Here is a 22,359-nt window from a genome sequence, read left to right on the forward strand (position 1 = left end):
CTGCTTCGCACGCGCCGCCGCCGGCCTCGCCGGCGCGCGGCGCGTGTCGTTAGGGAGGGCCGGTTGCGGAGGGCCGGTTGCGGAGGGCCGGTGGCGGACGGACGGTAGCGGGCTTCGATGAGGGCGAACGTGCAAAAGGGCTTCAAGGGAATCCCGTGGTGGGGCTGGGCGTCGGCCGCCGCGCTGTATGTCGGCGTGGCGGGCGCCGCCGTCGATTTCGCGTGGGAGCGCGCGATCGACGCGCTCGAGGAAACCGGCGCGCACCGGCTCGACCTGTATGCGTCGAGCCTGAAGAGCGAACTCGGCCGCTTCGAGATCCTGCCGGGCCTCGTCGCGCGGCAGGACGGCGTGCGCGCGATGCTGAAGGCCGCGCCGCACGATGCGCCCGCGCTCGTGCACTCGGTAAACACCTACCTCGAAGCCGTGAACCGCGACGCCGGCAGCGGCGCGGTCGACGTGATCGACCTGCAGGGCGAGGTGATCGCCGCCAGCAACTGGAACGAGACGATCAGCTTCGTCGGCACCAACGTGTCGTACCGGCCGTACTTCAAGGACGCGCTCGCGCGCGGCAGCGGCCGCTTCTTCGGGATCGGCACCAACACGGGCGTGCCGGGCGTCTATTTCGCGAGCGCGGTGCGCGACGACGGCGTGCCGATCGGCGTGGCCGCCGTGAAGATCAGCGTCGATCCGCTCGAATCGGCCTGGCGCGCGCCGGGCGTCGCCGCGATGGTCGTCGACAGCAACGGCGTGGTCGTGATCTCGACCGAGCCCGCATGGAAATTCACCGCGCTGCGCCCGATCACCGCGCAGCAGCAGCGCGACATCCAGGCGTCGCGCCAATACGCGGGCCGCACCGTCGACGCGCTGCCGTACCGCCGCATCGGCGACCGCAGCTCGGCCGCGTGGTTCGGCACGTTCCCCGATCCACGCCGCGCCGGCCACACCACGCGTTATCTCGTGATGTCGCGCCCCGCGCCGCAGGCCGGCGATTCGCTGATGGTGCTGCTCGACATCGCGGGCGCGCGGCGCCAGCAGCAGACGGCGTTCGTGTTCGTCACCGGCGCGTTCCTGATCGCGGCGCTGCTGGCCGGCTATGCGATCCAGCGCCGCCGGGCGATCGTCGCGCGGCTGAACGCGCAGGACGCGCTGCGCCGCGCGAACGACCGGCTCGAACTGACCGTCGCGCAGCGCACGGCCGCGCTGACGGCCGCGAACGAGCGGATGCAGCGCGAGATCGTCGAGCGCGAGCGCACCGAGCAGCGGCTGCGCGCGTCGCAACAGGAAGTCGTGCATGCGGGCAAGCTCGCGGTGCTCGGGCAGATGGCCGCCGGCCTCACCCACGAGCTGAACCAGCCGCTCGTCGCGATCCGCACGCTGTGCGACAACGCGCGCACGTTCTTCGAGCGCGGCCAGCCGGCGCCGGCGCTCGCGAACCTCGAACGGATCGGCAAGCTGGTCGACGGCATGGCCGTGCTCACCGGCGAGCTGAAGACCTTCGCGCGCAAGCCCGACGTCGAACGCGTCGCGGTGTCGCTGAACGAGGCCGTTGCGCATGCGCGGCTGATCTACGACGCGCGGATTCGCGACGAAGGCGTGCGGCTCGACGTGAACATCGCCCCCGGCACGACCGTGTCGGCCGAGTCGAGCCAGTTGCAGCAGGTGATCGTGAACCTGCTCGGCAACGCGCTCGACGCGGTGCACGACGCACCAGTGCGCCGCATCGTCATCGAAGCCGCCGGGCCCGACGAAGCGGGCCGCGTGCGCTTCACGGTGGCCGACAGCGGCGCCGGCATCGCGCCCGACGTGCTGCCGCACCTGTTCGAGCCGTTCGTCACGACCAAGCCGCGCGGCCAGGGCCTCGGGCTCGGCCTCGCGATCACGTCGCGCCTCGTCGAGGCGTTCGGCGCGAGGATCGCCGCGACGAACCGCGACGAGGGCGGCGCGCAGTTCAGTATCGAATTCGCGGCGGCCACGCCGCAACAGAGGATAGAGCATGGAAGATAAGATTCGCGTGCTGGTCGTCGAGGACGATGAAAACGTCCGGATCGGCGTCGAGCAGGCCGTCGCGCTCGCCGGGTTCCCGGTGGACGCATTCGCGTCGGCCGCCGACGCGCTCGCCCACGTCGCACCGGGCGCGCCGGTCGTGATCGTGTCGGACGTGCGAATGCCGGGCATCGATGGGCTGCAGCTGCTCGACCGTGTGATGGCCGTCGATGCGCAGATCCCGGTCGTGCTGATCAGCGGCCACGCGGACATCTCGACGGCCGTCGGCGCGATGCAGGTCGGCGCGTACGACTTCATCGAGAAGCCGTTTTCGTCGGACGTGATCGCCGGGCGCGTCGCGCGCGCGGTCGAGAAGCGCCGCCTGACGCTCGAGGTGCAGGGGCTGCGCGCGGCGTTGAACAACTGGCAGGGCATCGAGGCGTTCGTGCTCGGCAAGTCGCCCGCGATGGCCGACGTGCGCAAGAAGATCCTGCGCCTCGCCGATACCGCGGTGTCGGTGCTGATCACCGGCGAGACGGGTACCGGCAAGGAGCTCATCGCACGCAGCCTGCACGACTTCGGCGGCCGGCGCGACGCGCACTTCGTCGCGCTCAATTGCGGCGGCCTGCCCGAGCAGATCTTCGAGAGCGAACTGTTCGGCCACGAAGCCGGCGCGTTCACGGGCGCGATCAAGAAGCGCATCGGCAAGATCGAATGGGCGGACGGCGGCACGCTGTTCCTCGACGAGATCGAGACGATGCCGATTGCGCTGCAGATCAAGATGCTGCGCGTGCTGCAGGAGCGCGTGGTCGAGCGGCTCGGCGCGAACGAGCTGATTCCGGTCGACTGCCGCGTGGTGGCCGCCTCGAAGGCCGATCTCGCCGAACTCGCGGCCGACGGGCGCTTTCGCGCGGACCTCCTGTATCGCCTCAACGTCGCGCAGATCGAGCTGCCGCCGCTGCGCGAGCGGCGCGAGGACGTACCGCTGCTGTTCGAGCATTTCGTGCTCGCGGCCGCGCGGCGCTTCGGGCAGCCGGCGCCGGTCGTCACGGCCGCGCAGGTGTCCGAACTGATGACGCATGCGTGGCCCGGCAACGTGCGCGAGCTGCAGAACGTGGCCGACCGCTTCGTGCTCGGGCTGACCGGCGACAGCCTGCTGTCGTCCGGCGCAGCGCCGGTCGTGGGCGGCACGCTCGCGGAGCAGCTCGCGTATTTCGAACGGATGCTGATCGAGGACATGCTGCAGCGTCACCACGGCAACGTGGCCGATGCCAGCGTCGCGCTCGGCATGCCGAAGAAGACGCTCTATCACAAGCTGCGCAACCTGCGGATCCCCGCGCGCGGCGACGCGGCGGCCGACGGTGGCGAATGACGCGAACGAGGGCACGCACGACAGCATGGATCGCATCGAAGTCACCGAACGCGGACGCATCACCGGCCACCTGATCCGCGGCATCACGCACGCGCGGAAGACCTTCCGCCCGAGCGACTGGCCCGAGCGCCTCGCGGGCGTCATCACGCTGTTCGTCGGCGAACGGCGGCCCGGCTATCCGTGCGCGCTATCGCGGCTCGCGATGCCCGTCGTCGACGGCAACGTCAAATGCCTGTTCGTGTCGGACGAATTGCGCACCGTATGCGCGGACGCATTCGCCTTCGCGATGCAGTTCGCCGCCGACAACGACCTCCCCGTCGCGCTTCAGACCGCGCCCGCGTTGACGGTGCGCTGACGCGCGGGCCTCCTCTTTTTCGCGGCGAAGGCGCATGCGCGCGGGCCGTCGCGCGCCCTTTCATCGGCGAAATGAATCGTCAGACGATTGAAGGCTTTGACACATGACCACGCTGCGACAAGGGTTTCCGCCGCAGCCATCAAAAAAATTGATCGTCACGATGAAAATTATGCGTTTTCCTTGCAGGTCGCCGTGATGCATAGTTGCGTCGTGTTGACGCACCTTTGAGCCTTTCAGTCATGAACATGCGAATCGAGCCGTCCGTGCTCGCGAACCCCGACCTGCAATTCGCGACGCTTTCGTCGGGCATCAGCCTGCCGTATGTCGAGCGGGGCAGCGGTGCGCCGATGGTGTTCGTGCACGGCTCGCTGTGCGACTACCGCTACTGGGATCCGCAACTTGCCGCGCTGTCGGCCCACTACCGCTGCATCGCGCCGAGCCTCAGCCACTACTGGCCGGCCGTCGAAGCGGGCATCCAGGACGAGTTCAGCTGGCAGAACCACGTCGACGAGCTCGCCGAATTCATCGACGCGCTCGATCTCGGCCCCGTGCACCTGGTCGGCCATTCGCGTGGCGGCAGCGTTGCATTCAACGTCGCGCGCCAGCATCCGCACCTCGTCGAGTCGCTCGTGCTCGCCGATCCGGGCGGCCCGCTGCAGCAGCCAGGCGTGCGCGAAGCCGCGCTGCCGGCCGCCGCGCTCGCGCTGCGCACGCAGGCCGTGAACCTGATCGGCCAGGGCGACGTCGAATCCGGTCTCGAGATGTTCGTCGATTCGGTGAGCCTGCCGGGCGCGTGGAAAAAGAGCACGTCGCGCTTCCGCACGATGGCGATCGACAACGCGAGCACGCTGCCGAAACAGCTGCGCGACCCGCTGCCCGCGTATTCGCAGCACACGGCCGGCGATATCGCATGCCGCACGCTGCTGATCGACGGCCAGCGCAGCCCGAAGATGTTCCGCCACAACGTCGATACGCTGTCGCAGTGGATCGCCAACGCGCAACGGCAGACCGTCGCCGGCGCGTCGCACGGGATGAACGCCGCGAGCCCCGCCGTGTTCAACCGTTACGTGCACGAATTCGTCGCCGCGTGATTTCCGGGGCGGCTGTCGCGCCGCCCGTCACGCCTTTTCCCCTCCGACACGAAACGATGCGGGCGGCCAACCCCGCGTCGCGCCGTTGCGCCTGCCTTTGCCTCAGACGACCGGTTCGGCCTTGCGCGTCACCGCATCCGGCAATCCGAACACGCTGTCGAACGCCCAGTTGTACGTGAACGTGAAGATCGGGAAGAACACGATCAGCACCGCGTCGTACAGGAACGCCTGCCACAGCGACACGTCGAGCCACCACGCGATCAGCGGAATCAGGAACGTCACCAGCGCGACCTGGAACCCGATCGCATGCACCACACGCCGCCCGACCGTGCGCGTCGTCGCCGCGCTGCGCCGCTCCCATGCCTCGAACGCGAGGTTGTACAGAAAATTGACCGTGACGCCCGTCGTCGAGATCATCACGCCCAGCAGGCCGCTCGCCGCGACACTCGCCCCGCTCAGCATGCCGAGCACCGACGACGCGACGAGGATGCCGAGCACCTCGAACATCACGACGTAAACTACTGCGTCTCTTCCACCCTTGCATGACCATCCACCTTCATGTCGAACAAGGTGGCGAGACTATCAGCGGGCCGCCGCCCGCCCAAGTCAGGTCCTTTCAATTTTGCTGACAGGAGGCCGCCGATGCTGACCAGCGATCACATCGACATGCTGCTGACCGTGATCGACCAAGGCTCGTTCTCGGCAGCCGCGCGTGCGCTCGGTCGCACGCCGTCGGCCGTCAGCATGGCGATCGCGAACCTCGAGGCCGAACTCGATCTCGTGCTGTTCGATCGCGGCTCGCGCGAACCGACGCCAACCGCCGCGATGATCGCGCTGCTGCCCGATGCGCGTGCGATCGCCGATCGCCGATCGGCTGCATGCGCTGCGTGCGCATGCGCAGCACTTGTCCGAAGGCGTCGAGGACACGCTGCGGCTCGGGCTCGCGGCCGAACTCGACGGCGCGCCCGTTGCGCGTGCGCTGACCGCCGTTGCCGCGAAATACCCGGCGCTCGCGATCAGCATCGTGACCGCGCCGCAGGACGCGATCGTCGACGCCCTGCATCGCGGCACCGTCGATCTCTGCGTCGCGTACGGCGGGCTCGACCTGCATCCGCGGGAGCAGATTCATGCGCTGTGGACCGAGACGCTGCTAGCCGTTGCGGCGCCCAATCATCCGTCGCTCGCCGAAGCCGCGCATCCCGAAGGGATCGAGCGGCTGTCGGGCTTCCGGCAGATCGTGATCGCCGATCCCGAACGGCCATTGACCGACGTGCGGCCGCTGATCGGCAACCGCACCTGGAAAGTGACCGACATGGCGACCGCGATCTCGCTCGTGAAGGCCGGGCACGGCTGGGCGAACCTGCCCGAATCCATGATCGGCCGGTATGTCGCCGACGGCGAACTCGCGCCGCTCGTGTTCGCGAACATCCGCAACGGCTTGCCGCTGCCCGTTTATCTGCGGCGGCCGAAGCATACGGAGCTCGGCAAGGCGGCGAGCGAGCTGGTGCGCGCGCTGCGGGCGGCCGGCGACGGCAAATAGCCGGCGTGGCGGCCATCGCCGCCACGCCGTCGGTCAACGCCCGGCGGCCTGACCGTTAGTTGCGATCAATGCGAGGCAACCGCCGCGCCCTGAATCGAATCGACGAGCGCTGCGTTGTCGTACCGTCGCCCGGCAATGCCCCATCCGCCATCGGCCGCATGCACGACATTCACCCATACCTGCGCCGGCGTCAGGCGCCCGCCCGCGCGATGCAGCACGATCCCGGTCGCCCGTTCGACGAATTGCCGCTGCTTGTCGGGCGCCGCGAGCGCCACGGCAGGCAGTTTCAGTTCGACGAACGCGGCGGGCGCCGCGCGGCCGTGCACGAAGGTCCTGTTACGCGGCAGCACGTTGAGCGTGCCCACCACGTTCGGCGCCAGGAACCCGTTCCCGGTCAAGCCCTCGACTTCCAGCAGCGCATCGGTCAACTCGGCAAACACCGGCCCCTCGTCGTCCGGCGTGAAAACCCCTTCGGATACTGTCAGCGTAATCGGCATCGCACTTTCTCCAGGTCAGGTCATCGGAATCGTGACGTGATATAAATATCAGTCACTCTCTATACATTAGACACTGATCGCTCTCTATGCAAGTCATAAAGAGAGCGATCGCTCTGAAGCGAGCCTGTCATGCGTTATTCCGTCGAGCACAAGCACGAAACCCGCACGCGCATCCTCGAAGCCGCGAGCCGCCTGTTCCGCCAGGAGGGTTACGGCGGCTCCGGCATCGGTCCGCTGACGAAAGCGGCCGGCGTCACCAACGGCGCGTTCTACGGGCATTTCAAATCGAAAGGCGAAGCGTTCCGCACCGTCGTGCTCGACGGCCTCGACCAGCTCCGGCAAGGCGTCGCGGCGCTCAAGGCCGAACACGGCGCGCGCTGGCGGCGCCCGTTCGTGTCGTTCTATCTCGGGCCGCGGCGCACCTGCGCACTCGGCGAAAGCTGCGCGCTGCCGAGCCTGTCGCCCGAAGTGATGCGCGCCGACGACGACACGCGCGACGCGTACGAACAGGCGTTGCGGCAGATCGTCGACGAAGTGTCGTCCGGGCTCGGCGACCGACCCGACGACGACCGCGCGATCGCGTTCCTCGCGCTGCTGTCGGGCGGCGTCACGCTCGCGCGTGCCGTGCGCGATCCCGAACTCGCGCAACGCATCGCCGATGCGGTCGGCCGCTACGCAGTCGTGATCGCCGAGCGCACGGACGTGCAGCCCGAACGGCAGCCCTGACGACCGGCCAATGAAAAACCCCGATCCGCGTTGCCGCGAATCGGGGTACTGGCCTCCACCATCTGCCTGAACGGCCCTTGACGGGCCGCCGCGTCAACGTGCTGCGACTTCCGCCTTCACGGAGGCCGCATCGCCGACCGCCGTCGGCGCCGCGCCCCAGCCGCCGCCGAGCGCGCGGATCAGGTTGACGGTCGACACGGCCTGCGCGCCGGTCAACTGGTTCGCCTGCAGTTGCGACTGCAGCACCGAGCGCTCGCTGTCGATCACGTCGAGATAGGCGACCTCGCCTTCCTGGTACTGCGTCCGAGACAGCTTCGCCGCACGGCGCGACGCGTTGACGGCCGCATCCTGCGCGCGGATCTGGTCGTCGAGCAGGCGCAGGTCGGACAGATTGTCCTCGACCTCGCGGAACGCGACGAGCACCTGCTGCCGGTAGTTCGCGACCTGCTCGTCGTACTGCGCGCGCGCCTGCTGCACGCCGGCCGCGCGACGGCCGCCGTCGAACAGCGGCAACGTCAGCGCGGTGCCGGCGAACGGCCCGAGCAGGAACGTGCGGCTCGACCACAGGAACAGGTTGCCGAGCGTCGACGCTTCATAACCGAACGAGCCCGTGATATCGAGCTTCGGGAAGTACGCGGACTTCGCGAGGCCGATCCGCGCATTCGCGGCGGCCATCGCGCGCTCGGCCGCCGACACGTCCGGACGGCGTTCGAGCAGCGCGGACGGCAAGCCCGGCGGAATCTTCACCGCGACCGGCACGATCGGCGTTTCCTTGAACCCGAAATCCGCGGGCGCCTTGCCGAGCAGGATCGCGAGCGCATGCTCGGACGCCGCACGCCGGCGCGCGACGCCGACCGCATCGGCCTGCGCGCTGGCCAGCTCGTTCTTCGCGCGCGACACGTCGAGCTCGCTGATGTCGCCTTCGTTGAAGCGGCGCTGCACGAGCGTCAGTGCCTGCTCGCGCAGCTCCACCGTGCGGCGGTACAGGTCCTGGTCCGCATCGAGCTGGCGCAGTTCGAAGTAGTTCTGCGCGACGTCGGCCTGCAGCGCGAGCTGCACCGAACGGAACAGCGCTTCGCTCTGCGCCTGGTCCGCACGCGACGCCTCGACGTTGCGGCCCACGCGGCCGAACAGGTCGGCCTCGTACGACACCGTGCCCTGCGCGCGCCACAGCGTCGCGTTGGTCGGGCCCGTGCCCTGCGGCTGGAACTGCGACGCCGACGACAGCCCTTCGCGCGTCGGCCCGAAACCGGCACCGACCTGCGGGAACCATTGCGAACGCGCCGAACGCGTCGCCGCGCGCGCTTCCTCGACACGCGCGGCCGCGGCCTTCAGGTTCTGGTTCGCGGCGAGCGCCTGGGTCTCGAGCGAATCGAGCACCGGGTCGCCGAATACCTTCCACCATTCGCCGCGATGGGCGCCGTCCGACGGCTCGGCCGTCTTCCAGGTGCCGGCCTGCTCGCCGGCGGCGAGCGTCGGCGCTTCCTTGAATGCGGCGGGCGCCGCGGCATCCGGACGCTGGTAGTCGGGGCCCACCGCGCACGCGGCGAGCAGCGTCGCGAGCAGGGTGCTCGCGGCCGCCACCTTCGCGAAGCGCATCAGGCCGTTCGTGTTGTGCATGTTGTCCATCTTGTTTTCCTCAAGCATCCGAAGCCGACGCGCCCGACGGCGGCACGCCGTAACCCGACGAATCCTTGCCGGCGACGTGGATCTTGCCGCCCGCGAGCGTCCGCAGCACGACGTAGAACACCGGCGTCAGCATCAGCCCGAACAGCGTCACGCCCAGCATCCCGAAGAACACCGCGACCCCCATCGCATGGCGCATTTCCGACCCGGCCCCCGTCGACGTGACGAGCGGCACCACGCCCATGATGAAGGCGATCGACGTCATCAGGATCGGGCGCAGACGCAGCCGGCTCGCCTCGATCGCGGCCTCGAGCGGCGTCCTGCCGTCGTGTTCGAGCTCGCGTGCGAACTCGACGATCAGGATCGCGTTCTTCGCCGACAGCCCCACCAGCACCATCAGGCCGATCTGCGTGAAGATGTTGTTGTCGCCCTGCGTGAGCCACACGCCCGTCAGCGCCGACAGAATGCTCATCGGCACGATCAGGATCACCGCGAGCGGCAGCGTCAGGCTTTCGTACAACGCCGCGAGCACGAGGAACACGAGCAGCACGCTGATCGGGAACACGTACATCGCCGAATCGCCGGCAAGAATCTGCTGGTACGTGAGGTCGGTCCACTCGAACCGCACACCGCGCGGCAGCGTTTCATGCGCGATGCGCTCGATCGCGGCCTGCGCCTGGCCCGACGAGAAACCCGGCGCCGGGCCGCCGTTGATGTCGGCCGCCGTGTAGCCGTTGTAGCGCACGACCATTTCGGGGCCGAACGTCGGCGTCACCGTGACGAGCGACGACAGCGGCACCATCTCCCCCTTGTCGTTGCGCGTCTTCAGCTGCAGGATGTCGTCCGCGCGCTGGCGGAACGGCGCATCGGCCTGCACGCGCACCTGGTACACGCGCCCGAAGCGGTTGAAGTCGTTCACGTACAGCGAGCCGAGATACACCTGCATCGTGTTGAACACGTCGGTCACCGGCACGCCGAGCTGCTTCGCCTTCACGCGATCGAGATCGACGTTGAGCTGCGGCACGTTGATCTGGTAGCTCGTGAACAGCGGGCCGAGTTCAGGCGCCTGCTGCGCGCGCTTGATGAAGTCGTTGGTCGCATCCGACAGCTTCGCGTAGCCGACCGCGCCGCGATCCTCGATCTGCATCTTGAACCCGCCGAGCGTACCGAGCCCCAGCACCGGCGGCGGCGGGAACACCGCGACGAACGAATCCTTCATCGTGCTGTACTGCTGGTTCAATGCGCCCGCGATCGCGCCGGCCGACAGCGCCTTGCCATGCCGTTCCGAGAACGGCTTCAGCGTGACGAACACGATGCCCGCGCTCGAGCTGTTCGTGAAGCCGTTCACCGACAGCCCCGGGAACGCGACCGCGCTCTCGACGCCCGGCTGCTTCAGCGCGATCGAGCCCATGTCGCGGATCACCTTCTCGGTACGGTCGAGCGACGCGCCGTTCGGCAGCTGCGCGAACGCGATCAGGTATTCCTTGTCCTGCGCGGGCACGAAGCCGCCCGGCACGACCTTCGACACGAGCACGGTCGCGCCCACCAGCACGAGGTACACGCCGAGCATCAGCGTCTTGCGCGACAGCACGCCGCGCACGCCGCGGCCGTAGTTCTCCGCGCCGCGATGGAACACCTTGTTGAAGCCGCGGAAGAAGCCGCCGAGCACGCGGTTCATCACGCGCGTGAGCCAGTCTTCCTTGTCGCCGTGACCCTTCAGCAGGATCGCGGACAGCGCCGGCGACAGCGTCAGCGAGTTGAACGCCGAGATCACCGTCGAGATCGCGATGGTCATCGCGAACTGCTTGTAGAACTGGCCGGTCAGGCCCGACATGAACGCGAGCGGCACGAACACGGCGACGAGCGTCAGCGCGATCGCGATGATCGGCCCGCTCACTTCCTGCATCGCCTTGTAGGTCGCCTGCCGCGCGTTCATCCCGCTCTCGATGTTCCGCTCGACGTTCTCGACGACGACGATCGCATCGTCGACCACGATCCCGATCGCGAGCACCATCCCGAACAGCGACAACGCGTTGATCGAATACCCGAACGCCAGCAGCAGCGAGAACGTGCCGATGATCGACACCGGCACCGCGATCAGCGGAATCAGCGACGCGCGCCAGGTCTGCAGGAACACGATCACGACGATCACGACCAGCGCGATCGCCTCGAGCAGCGTGTGCACGACGGCCTTGATCGACGAGCGCACGAACTGCGTCGGGTCATAGACGATCTTGTAGTCGACGCCCGCCGGCATGTCCTGCTTCAGCTCGGCCATCGTCTTGCGGACTTCGTCCGAGATCTGCAGCGAGTTCGCACCCGGCGACTGGTTGATCGCCATCGCGACGGCCGGCTTGTTGTCGAGCAGCGAGCGCAGCCCGTATTCGGACGCGTCGAGCTCGATCCGCGCGATGTCGCGCAGGTGCGTGACGCCGCCGTCCGGCGTCGTCTTCACGACGATGTCGCCGAATTCGTCTTCCGTCTGCAGACGGCCGCGCGCGTTCACCGACAGCTGCAACGGCGTGCCGGGCAGCGACGGCGACGCGCCGATCACGCCGGCCGCGACCTGCACGTTCTGCTCGCGGATCGACTGCACGACGTCCTCGGCCGACAGCCCGCGCTGCGCGACCTTCTGCGGATCGAGCCATACGCGCATCGCGTAGTCGCCCGAACCCCACAGCTGCACCTGGCCGACGCCCTGGATCCGCGACAGGCGATCCTTCACGTTGATCAGCGCGTAGTTGCGCAGGTAGGTCATGTCGTAGCGGTTGTCCGGCGAGATCAGGTGGACCACCATCGTCAGCGTCGGCGAGCTCTTCACCGTCGTGATGCCGAGCCGCTGCACGTCTTCCGGCAAGCGCGGCAGCGCCTGGTTCACGCGGTTCTGCACGAGCTGCGTGGCCTTGTCCGGATCGGTGCCGAGCTTGAACGTGACGGTGATCGTCATGTTGCCGTCGCTGTTCGCCTGCGACTGCATGTAGAGCATGTCCTCGACGCCGTTGATCTGCTCTTCAAGCGGCGACGCGACCGTCTCGGCGATCACTTTCGGGTTCGCGCCCGGATACTGCGCCTTCACGATCACGGAAGGCGGCACGACTTCCGGATACTCCGAAATCGGCAGCAGGAACATCGCGATCACCCCGCCGAGCAGGATGATCACCGATAGGACTCCTGCAAAGATCGGCCGGTCGATAAAGAATTTGGAAATGTTCATGTGTGGCTCTGTCTGGTTGAACGCGGATGCGAAGCGGCGGGCCGCTTACGAATCCGCCTTCGCCGGTGCGGCCGGCTTCGCGTTGTTCGCGAGCGGCGCGGACGGCGCATCGCCGCCCGTCATCGGGACCATGTGCGGCTTCACCTGCTCGCCGGGGCGTACGCGCTGCGTGCCGTTCACGATCACGCGATCGCCGGCCGACAGCCCGCTCACGATCACGCGCCGGTTGCCGTGCTGCATTCCCTGCTGCACTTCGCGGTACGACACACGGCCCTGCTGGTCGACGACGAACACGAACTTCTTGTCCTGGTCGGTGTTGATCGCCGCGTCGTCGACGAGCAATGCCTCGTGCGGCGCGCTGCCGCCCACCTTCACGCGTGCATAGAGCCCCGGGACGAGCGCGCCGTCGGCGTTGTCGAAACGCGCGCGTACGCGGATCGTGCCGGACGACGTATCGAGCCGGTTGTCGACCGAATCGATCTCGCCGCTGCGCGAGTAGCCCGTTTCGTTCGCGAGACCGAGCTCCACCGGCACCTTGCGGCCGTTGCGCGCGCCGTTGATGTATTGCAGGTAGGTCTGCTCGTCCGCGTCGAACGACGCGTAGATCGGCGACACCGATACCAGCGTCGTCAGCGGCGCGGCCGACGCGCCGGCCGACACGACGTTGCCGAGCGTGATTTCCGCGCGCGACACGCGGCCCGACACGGGGGCGGTGATCCGCGTATAGCCGAGGTTGATGCGCGCCGTTTCCAGCGCGGCTTCGGCGGCCTTCAAGTTCGCCGTCGCCTCGCGCGCCGCGTTCTGCTTCTCGTCGTAGTCGCGCTTCGCGATCGCGTTGTCGCCGATCAGTCGCTGCGCGCGCTGCCAGTCCGTCTGCGCATAACCGTTGCGCGCCTGCGCGGCGGCCAGCTGCGCGGCCGCGCGATCGGTTTCGGCCTGGTACGGGCGCGGGTCGATCACGAACAGCACGTCGCCCTTCTTCACGAGCGCGCCGTCCTTGAAGTTCACCGCGACGATCGTGCCCGACACCTGCGGACGCACGTCGACTTTCTCGACCGCTTCGAGGCGGCCCGAATAACTTTGCCAGTCGGTCACGGTTTGCGGCACGACGGTCGCGACGTCGACTTCGGGCAGCGGCGCCGCCGCTTTCTCGGGCGCGTTCGCGTTCACGCGCATCGCGCCGAACGTGCCGAGGCCGACGACGGCGAGCGTCACGATCGCCGCGGTGGCGATTCGCGAGCGGGAGGTGCGTAGGATGGCCATGTGGATCTCCAGTAAACGTGGAATGGTTTTGGTTATTCGGAACGGTTCGGCTGGCGCGCCTGGAAGCGGCACTGGAAGAAGCGCACAGCTTCCTCGAACGCGGCTTCGTGCGTCGCGAGCGCGGCGTGCGTGATGTCCGGATAGCGGATCACCTGCGTGAGCACGCCCGACGAGATCAGGCAGCTCGCATATTTCTCCGCTTCGACGTGCAGCACGTCGTTCTGCGCGGTGACGACGAGCGTCGGCGGCAGCCCCGCGAGGCGCACCGACTCGAGCGGCGCCGCGTACGGATGCATGCGCTGCGCCGCCTGCGGCAGATACGCGCGATAACAGGCCGCGCATTCGCGCGGGGTGATGTCGGACGCGAGGCGCTCGGCGTCGCCGATGCGCGTCATGCTCGGGTCGAGCATCGGTCCGAACAGCGCCTGCGCGGCGATCGACACTTCACCGCGGTCGCGGGCGATGAAGGCGAGGCAATTCGCGAGCTGGCCGCCCGCGTCGTGGCCGGCGACCCCGATCTTCTTCGGGTTGCCGCCGAACGCGCGGGCCCGCGTCGCGACCCACACGGCCGCGCGATACGCATCCTCCGGCGCGGCCGGAAAGGGAAAGGCCGGCGCGAGCGAATAATCGACCGACACTACGAGTGCTGGTAAGCGTTCTGCTAAAAAACGCGCGGCGAAATCCGCGTCCTCGAGCGAACCGCGGACGAAACCGCCGCCGTGGAAATAAAGCACTACCGGCAACCCGGTCTTGTCCGGGCGGCGGTAGAGGCGCAGCACGATGTCCTGCGCGTAGCCGGGAATTTCCACTTCGGCGACCGTCAGCGCCGCGCCCGCCAAGGCTTGCGCGGGCAACGCGGCTTTCAGGAATTTGCTGAATTCAGAAGCGTCCATGACGATGCAGCATCCATTTCGAGATGGAACGAATTCTGGGTCCGGCAGACATTGGGATAAATGCCTATAATCCGGCAACACAATTCAACGCCCCCGAACAATCCGAGGCTGCGTTTACCCACGAGGTAGCGCAGCCTTGTTGTTCCGGCGGCAAATTAGATTGCGGAGGTTGTGATGGACCGGCTTCAGGCCATGCAGGTGTTTACTCGCGTCGTCGATACAAGCAGCTTCACCAAGGCAGCAGAAACGCTCGGCCTGCCGCGAGCGTCCGTCACGACGATCATCCAGAATCTCGAAGCCTTCCTCGGCGTGCGGCTGATGCACCGGACCACGCGCAGGCTGTCGCTCACGCCGGACGGCGCCGCGTACTACGAACGATGCGTGCGGATCCTCGCGGACGTCGAGGAAACCGAAGCGAGCTTCCAGGCCAACAACCGGAAACCGCACGGAAAGTTGCGTATCGACATGCCGGGCTCGATCGGGCGGCTGCTCGTGATTCCGTCGCTGTGCGAATTTCATACGCGCTATCCGGACATCGACCTGCAGCTCGGCCTGTCCGACCGGCCGGTCGACCTGCTGCAGGAAGGCGTCGACTGCGTGATCCGGGTCGGCGCGCTGCAGGATTCGTCGCTGGTCGCGCGTCGCGTCGGCCTGTTCGAATGCGTGACGGTCGCCGCGCCCGCGTATCTCGAGCGCCACGGCGAGCCGCAGACGATCGACGATCTCGGCCAGCACAAGGCCGTCAATTATTTCTCGAGCCGCACCGGCCGCACGATCGACTGGACGTTCCTCACCGAAGGCAAGGAAATCGAGGTGAAGATGAACAGCATCGTGTCGGTGAACGACGCGGATGCGTACGTCACCTGCGGGATCGAAGGCTTCGGCCTGATCCAGCCGCCGCTCTTCATGGTGCTGCCGCAGCTGCGCGAAGGCCGGCTCAAGGAAGTGCTGCCCGGCGTCAAGCCGCTGCCGATGCCGATCTCGGTCGTGTATCCGCACAGCCGCCACCTGTCGCCGAAGGTGCGCGTGTTCGTCGACTGGGTGGCCGAGGTGTTCGACCGCTGCCCGCTGCTGAGCGGCAAGGGCAGCCTCGACGCGACGTGCAGCAAGCGCACGTTCGAGGAAGCCGAACGCGCGCCGGCGCTCGACACGCCGGTCATCAACGAATGGGTCGCGTAATCGTCTGACCTGCATGCGCGGGCCGCGCGGCCCGCGCATCGTCCGCTCTCCTCGCCGTCTTCAAGCCGCCATGCGCGCGGCGCATCCGATCCTTCCCGATTCCGCAGCAAACCTTTGTGTCGCGAGCAGCAATCGCCCGCGCGCGCCGTCGCGGGTGGCCGCCGCACCCGCGTGCGCCCCGCTGCACGGGGCTGCCGGCAATTTCCGCATAACCCTGTCGTCCATGCGGATGTCGATTGTTCCGGTGCGGCGACAAATCAATTCGCGTCTGCCGCATTTATCGCGACCGAACAGATACCTAGAGTAAACCCTGTCGCGCACCTCGTTGCGCATCGAACAGATCCCGCTCGATGGGACCGGAGCAGCGCTCGGACGCCCGCTCCGACATGGGATCCGAGTCAGCGCTGAAGCGCTGACTCATATCGACACAGGAGTTATGCCATGAACCGCCGCCATCTTCTCTCCGCCCTCGCGCTCACGCTCGCCGTGTCCGCACCGGCCTTCGCCGATTCGGGCACGCCGCACGCCGGCGACTACGGCAATACGTCGTGGTACGCGCAGCACAATGGCCCGCGTACGCGTGCCGAAGTGAGCGCGGAAGTCGTGCAAGCGCGCAAGGACGGCACGCTCGCGTACCTGCGCAAGGCGAATTCGTATCCGCAAGGGCTCGAACTCGCCCAGGGCCCGTATCGCTCGCTGCCGGAAAGCAACCAGCTCGCCGGCGGGGGCCGGTAAACGCGCGACGCCGCGCAACGGGTCGGCCCGTGCGCGGCGTCGCGGCACACCTTTCGACGACTCGCCGAGTCAGTGACTTGCAGGAGCACATGATGAACGACACCCTTCCTTCGCCGCTCGATCACTGGGACGACACCACGCCGGTCTGGACGCCGTTCCGTTCGGCCCCGCGATCGCATTGACCGCCGGCCGAGTCATCGTCCGGCCGTCAACGGCGCGGCACGCCGTCGCGCCATTCGCCCCAGTGCGTGACGATGTCCTGAACCAGCGGATTACCCGCGCGGTACAGGTTTTCGGTCGCCGGGGCGAAGCCGCCCTGGTCCGCGTAGTTCAGCAGGTTGTCGGCGCTCGTCTGCCCCGCATACGGGCGGTCGAAATCGGACCCCGTGCGCAGCACCGCGACGCGTGACAGGTCGACCCGCTTCACGCTCGCCGCGCGCTTGAGCGCCTCATACGTCGCGTTGTCTTCCTGCGCGGTCATGCAGTAGGTGCCCTTGCCGTCGGTCAGGATCTTCGTCCACTGGCGCGCGCGCTCGCCGATCAGCGTGCCGGAGAACCACGTGTTGCCCGATGACGTATCGCACTGGATCACCGTCGGCGGCCGGTTCGCCGGCGCATACGTGAACTTCGCGCGGGCAGCCTGCGCCTGCGCGCTGTCGGCGAGCACGACGTTGCGCGACAGCGCGTACGCGGCGTCGGTCAGCTGCGGGTTGAGCTGGAACACTTCGGTGCGATAGTCGAGCGGCGGCTTGTCGTTCGGGCTCTTCGTGTTGATGCCGAGGAAACCCGTGTTCCAGCCGGCGGGAATCTCGCGCGCGTCGAGCTCCCACTGCAGGCTGAAATCGACGAGGTATTTCGACCACGCGGCCGAACCGACCGTGCCCTGCGCGGGGTCGACGCCCGCGATGCCGGACACCAGGAAATACGTCCGGCGCAGATCGAAGCGCTGCGAGAACGTGAGCGCCATGATCGTCGCCGACGCGTTCGCATAACCCATGCCGGTCGTCACGACGCACACGTCCTGCTTGTTGCAGTGAACGGCCGGGTAGTCGGGCGACAGGCCCGGCACGGCGATGTCGCGCCACGGGCCGAGCCGGTCGAGCCACGCCTGGCCCTCCGGACCGAACATCGTGATGATCATGACCTTGACCGGGCGGCCCTGTGCACCGGTCTCGGCGAATGCATGGTTGCCCGCGTTGTTGCCCTGGTTGTCCTGCGCGATCGACGGCGCGGTCGCACAGGCCGCGAGCGAGAATGCGGCAGCGGAAAGGATGGAGCGAGTCAGCATCGGCGTTCCTTGTTTCGATGATGTTGGGTGAGAACGGCTCTCGGAGACTGCGCGAGGGAGTATAGAACGGGCGTACGCAATGCGGAACCCGACTACGAAACGGCGAACGGTGTTTCGTGCGCATGGACGCGTGTTGCGTGACGGAATGCGCGCGTTCGCCGCCGTATTGCAAACATCAGGAATGCTATCGGGTTGGCCGCCCGTGCGACGCCGGCCGCTGCCCGCCGCGCTACACGCGCATCAGCCCCGCAACACCGTAACCGAGCACGACGAGCGCGGCGACCACATGGCTCGCCGCGAGCCACCCGGGCGACTTCACGAAGCGGCCGATCGCGCTGCCGCCGAACGCGAACACGAGCTGCCCCGCGAGGCTGCCCGTGAACACGCACGCGACACCGGTCAGCCAGTGCCGATGCGCGCCGGCGGCAGCCGTTGCATAGCCGTAGAACAACAGGATCGTCAGCGGGTTCGCGAGCGTGACGACGAACATCGACATGAACGGGCGGTCGCCCGGCGGCGGCGTATCGCCTTCGAGCGTGCGCCGACGGTCGCGCAGCGCCTGCCACAGCATCCGCATGCCCATCGCGAGCAATACGCCCGCGCCCACGCTACGGAACAACGACAGATGCGCCGCGAGCGTGCTCGCGAGCATCGCGCCGATCGTGAACGCGACGACTGCATGACAGCCGTCCGCCGCGGCAACGCCGATTGCCGCGCGCACGCCGGTCGCCGTGCCGGCGCGCATGCCGTAGTTCGCGATCATCCATGCAACGGGCCCGACCGACAGCGCGATCATCAGCCCGAACAGGAAGTCGTTCATCGATCGTCGATGCCTTCGAGGGAAGGCATTGATTCCGGCGACTGCATAAAGAACCCGCGCGGAAAATCCGCGTCAGGCGACGTCGACGCGCGCGGGCCCGTCCACCATCTCGCCGATCACGGCCGCGCGGTCGAAACCGTCGGCACGGAAGCACGCGAGCACGTCGTCGACCGCGTCGGGCGCGCACGCGACGAGCAGGCCGCCCGACGTCTGCGGATCGGTCAGCAGCGCCTGCGCGACCGGCGGCAGGCCGTCGGCGAGCCGCGCGTCGGTGCCGTACGCGGCCCAGTTGCGGCCCGACGCGCCGGTGAACACGCCGTCGGCCACGAACGCCTCGACGCCGGCGAGCCACGGCAGCAACGCATAGTGCACGCGCGCGGTCAGCTGCGCGCCGCGCGCCAGCTCGAGCGTATGGCCGAGCAGCCCGAAGCCCGTGACGTCGGTCAGCGCGTGCACGCCCGGCAGCGCGGCCAGCTCCGTGCCCGGCCGGTTCAGCTTGGTGGTCGTCGCGACCATCTGCGCGTAACCGTCGGCATCGAGCTGGTTCTTCTTCAGCGCGGCCGACAGCACGCCGACGCCGAGCGGCTTGCCGAGCACGAGCACGTCGCCGGCGCGCGCGGCCGCATTGCGCTTCACGCGCGACGGGTGCACGACGCCGATCGCCGCGAGCCCGTAGATCGGCTCGACCGAATCGATCGAATGGCCGCCCGCGACCGGAATGCCGGCGTCCGCGCACACCGATTCGCCGCCGCGCAGCACGGCCGCGATCGTTTCATGCGGCAGCACGTTGATCGGCATGCCGACCAGCGCGAGCGCGAGGATCGGCTTGCCGCCCATCGCATACACGTCGGACAGCGCATTGGTCGCCGCGATGCGGCCGAAGTCGAACGGATCGTCGACGATCGGCATGAAGAAATCGGTGGTCGCGACGATCGCCTGCTCGTCGTTGAGCCGGTAGACGGCCGCGTCGTCGGACGTCTCGGTGCCGACCAGCAGGTCCGGGAACAGCGCGGGCGGCGTCGCGCGCTTCAGCAGTTCGGACAGCACGCCCGGCGCGATCTTGCAGCCGCAGCCGCCCCCGTGCGACAGGCTCGTGAGGCGCGGAACGGCAGGCTGGGCTTGGGTGGCTTCGGTCATCGTCGGCATCCGGTGAATAACAACGTTCTATTATCGACAATTCCGCGCGAGCGCGCCGGATACCCACATAATTGACGGCGCCGTCCCCCGCCCGCCGCCGCCCGCACCTTCGTTCATGGATCACCTGTTCATCGGCCTCGTGCTGTGCTCCGCGCTGCTGCACGCCATCTGGAATGCGTTCCTCCACGTCAGCGAAGACCGGCTCGTGCAGCTCGGCACGATGTCGCTGCCGTATCTCGCGTTCGGCATCGCCGGCGCCGCGCTGCTGCCGGCGCCGGCGCCCGCCGCGTGGCCGTACATCGTCGCGTCGGCCGCGCTCGAGGTCGCGTACTGCTTCACGCTCGCGCGCGCGTACCGCAGCGGCGAATTCGGCCAGATCTATCCGATCGCGCGCGGTATCTCGCCGCTGCTCGTGTCGGTGCTGGCGCTCGCGATGCTGCACGAGCGGCCGACGCCGTTCGGCTTCGCGGGCATCGCGCTGGTGTCGTTCGGGATCATGTCGCTCGCGTTGCGGCGCGGCTTCCGGTTCTCCGGCGAAGGCGTGCCGTATGCGCTGCTCACGGGCGTGTTCATCGCCGCGTACTCGATCTGCGACGGGATCGGCTCGCGCCTGTCCGGCAGCGCGCTCGGCTACATCGCGTGGGTGTACCTGCTGTGGAGCGTGCCGCAGCTCGTGCTCGTCGGCGTGCTGCGCGGCGGCCCGCGCGCGGTGCTCGCGTCGCGCACGGCACTCACGCAGGGCGCGATTGCCGGCACGATCTCGCTCGCCGCATACGGGATCGTGATCCTCGCGTACCGGCACCTGCCGGTCGCGACCGTGTCCGCGCTGCGCGAAACGAGCTCGATCTTCGCGGTCGCCATCGGCTGGTTCGTGATGCGCGAGCGGCCCGGCGCGCAACGGCTCGCCGCGTGCGCGCTGGTGGTGGCCGGCGCGGCGCTGATCCGGCTGTAGGCGCGCCCGCGCCGGCCTCGCACCGACCACCGGCGCCGCCCCGCGACGATGCCGCTGCCGCGCCGTCAAGCCACCGCGACGGCCCTGCCGAAGGCCCGCTCGTCGATCGCCTCGGCGAGCGTCGCGAACGCGGTCGCGATCTCGTCTTCCGGCACGCACGCATAACCGAGCAGCAACCCCGACGCGGCGCGCTCGCGATCCGCGTAGTAACCGGACAGCGGCCGCACGACGATATTGCGTTCGAGCGCGGCCTGCGCGACCGCGCGATCGTCGACCCCTTCCGGCAGTTGCGTGACCAGATGCAGCCCCGCGTCGCTGCCGAGCGCCTGCAGCGTATCGCCGTAGCGGCGCGCGACCGCCTCGAGCAGCACCTCGCGGCGCTGCCCGTACAGCGTGCGCATCTTGCGGATATGCGACACGAAGTGCCCTTCCGCGATGAATTCCGCGAGCACCGCCTGCTGCAGCAGTTGCCCTTCGCGGTACAGCTCGGCGCTCGCGGTCGCGAAACTTTCCGCGAGCGGTTCCGGCGCGACGAGATACCCGACCCGCAGCCCCGGGAACAGCGTCTTGCCGAAACTGCCGACGTAGATCACCTGCCCGGCCGTGTCGAGCCCCTGCAGCGACGCGAGCGGCCGGCTGCCGTAGCGGAATTCGCTGTCGTAGTCGTCCTCGATGATCCAGCAGCCGTGCTGGCGCGCGTATTCGAGCAGCATCCGCCGCCGCGCGAGGCTCATCACCATGCCGAGCGGATACTGGTGCGACGGCGTGACGAGCATCAGCTTCGGCGGCGCGGCGAGATCGGCGGCCGACGGCGCGATGCCTTCGTCGTCGACCGGAATCGGCCGCGTGGTCAGCCCCGACACGTTCAGCACGCTGCGCACGCCCCAGTAGCACGGGTCCTCGGTCCAGATCGCGTCGCCCGGATCGGTCAGCAACCGCACCGCGAGGTCGATCGACTGGTGGATGCCGGTCGTGATCACGATCTGCTCGGGCGTGCAGCGCACCGAGCGCGACGTGCGCAGGTAGTCGGCCAGCGCCTCGCGCAGCAGCGCGAGCCCGCCGCCCGGTGCGTACGTCAGCAGGTCGGGGCGCAGGCGCCGCCAGTACTTGTTGTGCAGCCGCGTCCACACGCGCGCCGGAAATCGCGACACATCGGGCACGCCCGGCATGAACGCGCCGCCCTGGCGCTTCGACACGCCGGCGCCTTCGACAAGCCGCGTGCCGCGCGCGGACAGCCGCCGCGCGGACGGCATCACGACGGCGGGCCCGGCCGCCGCGTCGGGCGGCACGCCGACGATCTCGTCCGGCGCGCTGTCGGCGACGAAGGTGCCTCGGCCGGTCGCCGAATTCACATAGCCTTCGAGCGCCAGCTGTTCGTAAACCTGCGTGACCGTGTTGCGGGCGATGCCGAGTTCGGCGGCCAGCAGCCGCGACGACGGCACGCGCGTGCCGGCCGGCAGTTCGCGCGACAGGATCGCCTGTTGCAGCAGCCGGTGAAGCTGCCGGTAGATCGGCTGTGCGCCGCCGCGCACGAGGCGCTGCGCCAGCCAGTCCGACAACACGCTCGCGCGCATGATTGGCTCCTGAATATTTATTGAAATGGCTCTGATTGCCAGAGCCAAATGTGATTATAGTCGCCTCCATGGGCTGCCAAGGCGCCCGAATTTCTACTCACCGGAAAGAACATC

The 22,359-nt window shown here is 68.2% G+C and carries 17 protein-coding genes and 2 pseudogenes; 9 read left to right on the top strand and 10 right to left on the bottom strand.

All coding sequences use genetic code 11. From position 1 onward, the window contains the following. Positions 1-117: 117 nt before the first annotated feature. The 4 genes from VXM69_RS00235 (at position 118) to VXM69_RS00250 (ending at position 4,801) form a co-directional block, all read left to right on the top strand. Complete coding sequence (locus VXM69_RS00235; protein WP_034187796.1) at positions 118-2,004, top strand: ATP-binding protein; 1,887 nt, start codon at positions 118-120, stop codon at positions 2,002-2,004. After that, on the top strand, positions 1,994-3,355 hold the full coding sequence (locus tag VXM69_RS00240; protein ID WP_059558955.1) for a sigma-54 dependent transcriptional regulator: 1,362 nt from the start codon (positions 1,994-1,996) through the stop codon (positions 3,353-3,355). Before VXM69_RS00235 ends, VXM69_RS00240 begins: the two co-directional genes overlap by 11 nt. 25 nt (positions 3,356-3,380) lie before the next feature. Further along, positions 3,381-3,710, top strand: coding sequence for a DUF3579 domain-containing protein (locus tag VXM69_RS00245; RefSeq protein ID WP_301741402.1), 330 nt, complete (start codon positions 3,381-3,383; stop codon positions 3,708-3,710). 239 nt (positions 3,711-3,949) lie between these two features. Next, positions 3,950-4,801 carry an alpha/beta hydrolase gene (locus VXM69_RS00250; RefSeq protein ID WP_059558958.1) on the top strand — a complete coding sequence of 284 codons (852 nt, stop codon included), beginning with the start codon at positions 3,950-3,952 and terminating at the stop codon, positions 4,799-4,801. Positions 4,802-4,903: 102 nt separating this feature from the next. Here the strand turns inward: VXM69_RS00250 and VXM69_RS00255 are convergent. Further along, positions 4,904-5,345: pseudogene (locus VXM69_RS00255) on the bottom strand (PACE efflux transporter). Between the two features lie 98 nt (positions 5,346-5,443). Between VXM69_RS00255 and VXM69_RS00260 the strand changes: the two are divergent. Then, positions 5,444-6,341 (top strand): annotated as a pseudogene (locus VXM69_RS00260) (LysR family transcriptional regulator). A gap of 65 nt (positions 6,342-6,406) precedes the next feature. On the opposite strand, the gene VXM69_RS00265 reads toward VXM69_RS00260, so the two are convergent. Next, complete coding sequence (locus tag VXM69_RS00265) at positions 6,407-6,838, bottom strand: hypothetical protein (RefSeq protein ID WP_034187792.1); 432 nt, start codon at positions 6,836-6,838, stop codon at positions 6,407-6,409. A 129-nt stretch (positions 6,839-6,967) separates the two neighbouring features. Between VXM69_RS00265 and VXM69_RS00270 the strand changes: the two genes are divergently transcribed. Then, positions 6,968-7,564 carry a TetR/AcrR family transcriptional regulator gene (locus tag VXM69_RS00270; protein ID WP_034187791.1) on the top strand — a complete coding sequence of 199 codons (597 nt, stop codon included), beginning with the start codon at positions 6,968-6,970 and terminating at the stop codon, positions 7,562-7,564. 93 nt (positions 7,565-7,657) lie between these two features. Here VXM69_RS00270 and opcM read toward each other — a convergent pair whose 3' ends face one another. Genes opcM through VXM69_RS00290 form a run of 4 tightly spaced genes read right to left on the bottom strand, consistent with a single transcriptional unit; the run spans position 7,658 to position 14,560 of the window. Next, positions 7,658-9,193 carry a multidrug efflux transporter outer membrane subunit OpcM gene (gene opcM, locus VXM69_RS00275; RefSeq protein WP_034187790.1) on the bottom strand — a complete coding sequence of 512 codons (1,536 nt, stop codon included), beginning with the start codon at positions 9,191-9,193 and terminating at the stop codon, positions 7,658-7,660. Positions 9,194-9,203: 10 nt separating this feature from the next. Further along, positions 9,204-12,404, bottom strand: coding sequence for a multidrug efflux RND transporter permease subunit CeoB (gene ceoB, locus VXM69_RS00280; protein ID WP_034187789.1), 3,201 nt, complete (start codon positions 12,402-12,404; stop codon positions 9,204-9,206). A gap of 45 nt (positions 12,405-12,449) precedes the next feature. Next, complete coding sequence (gene ceoA / locus VXM69_RS00285) at positions 12,450-13,667, bottom strand: multidrug efflux RND transporter periplasmic adaptor subunit CeoA (RefSeq protein WP_034187788.1); 1,218 nt, start codon at positions 13,665-13,667, stop codon at positions 12,450-12,452. 32 nt (positions 13,668-13,699) lie between these two features. Further along, complete coding sequence (locus tag VXM69_RS00290; protein ID WP_034187787.1) at positions 13,700-14,560, bottom strand: alpha/beta hydrolase; 861 nt, start codon at positions 14,558-14,560, stop codon at positions 13,700-13,702. A 174-nt stretch (positions 14,561-14,734) separates the two neighbouring features. On the opposite strand from VXM69_RS00290, the gene ceoR reads away from it, so the two are divergent. Both ceoR and VXM69_RS00300 read left to right on the top strand, forming a co-directional pair. Further along, on the top strand, positions 14,735-15,739 hold the full coding sequence (ceoR, locus tag VXM69_RS00295) for a putative multidrug efflux transcriptional regulator CeoR (protein WP_034187786.1): 1,005 nt from the start codon (positions 14,735-14,737) through the stop codon (positions 15,737-15,739). A 441-nt stretch (positions 15,740-16,180) separates the two neighbouring features. Further along, positions 16,181-16,474, top strand: a complete 294-nt coding sequence (locus VXM69_RS00300; protein WP_034187785.1) for a DUF4148 domain-containing protein — start codon at positions 16,181-16,183, stop codon at positions 16,472-16,474. A 208-nt stretch (positions 16,475-16,682) separates the two neighbouring features. Here VXM69_RS00300 and VXM69_RS00305 read toward each other — a convergent pair whose 3' ends face one another. The 3 genes from VXM69_RS00305 to selD form a co-directional block, all read right to left on the bottom strand. Further along, positions 16,683-17,762, bottom strand: a complete 1,080-nt coding sequence (locus VXM69_RS00305) for a purine nucleoside permease (RefSeq protein ID WP_034187784.1) — start codon at positions 17,760-17,762, stop codon at positions 16,683-16,685. Between the two features lie 229 nt (positions 17,763-17,991). Next, positions 17,992-18,582 (bottom strand): LysE family translocator, encoded by a 591-nt coding sequence (locus VXM69_RS00310; protein ID WP_367188775.1) that lies wholly within the window; start codon positions 18,580-18,582, stop codon positions 17,992-17,994. Positions 18,583-18,654: 72 nt separating this feature from the next. Next, positions 18,655-19,719: a selenide, water dikinase SelD gene (gene selD, locus VXM69_RS00315; protein ID WP_367188776.1), complete on the bottom strand. Its 1,065-nt coding sequence runs from the start codon at positions 19,717-19,719 to the stop codon at positions 18,655-18,657. A 115-nt stretch (positions 19,720-19,834) separates the two neighbouring features. Here selD and VXM69_RS00320 point away from each other — a divergent pair, with 115 nt between their 5' ends. Further along, the gene (locus VXM69_RS00320; RefSeq protein WP_034187781.1) at positions 19,835-20,671 is read left to right on the top strand and encodes a DMT family transporter; all 837 of its coding nucleotides are present in this window, start codon (positions 19,835-19,837) and stop codon (positions 20,669-20,671) included. A 65-nt stretch (positions 20,672-20,736) separates the two neighbouring features. Here the strand turns inward: VXM69_RS00320 and VXM69_RS00325 are convergent, their stop codons facing one another. Next, positions 20,737-22,245: a PLP-dependent aminotransferase family protein gene (locus tag VXM69_RS00325; RefSeq protein ID WP_034187780.1), complete on the bottom strand. Its 1,509-nt coding sequence runs from the start codon at positions 22,243-22,245 to the stop codon at positions 20,737-20,739. Positions 22,246-22,359 lie beyond the last annotated feature (114 nt).

Source organism: Burkholderia sp. Ed8, assembly GCF_040761425.1.
In the GTDB taxonomy this organism is placed as follows: Bacteria; Pseudomonadota; Gammaproteobacteria; order Burkholderiales; family Burkholderiaceae; genus Burkholderia; species Burkholderia seminalis.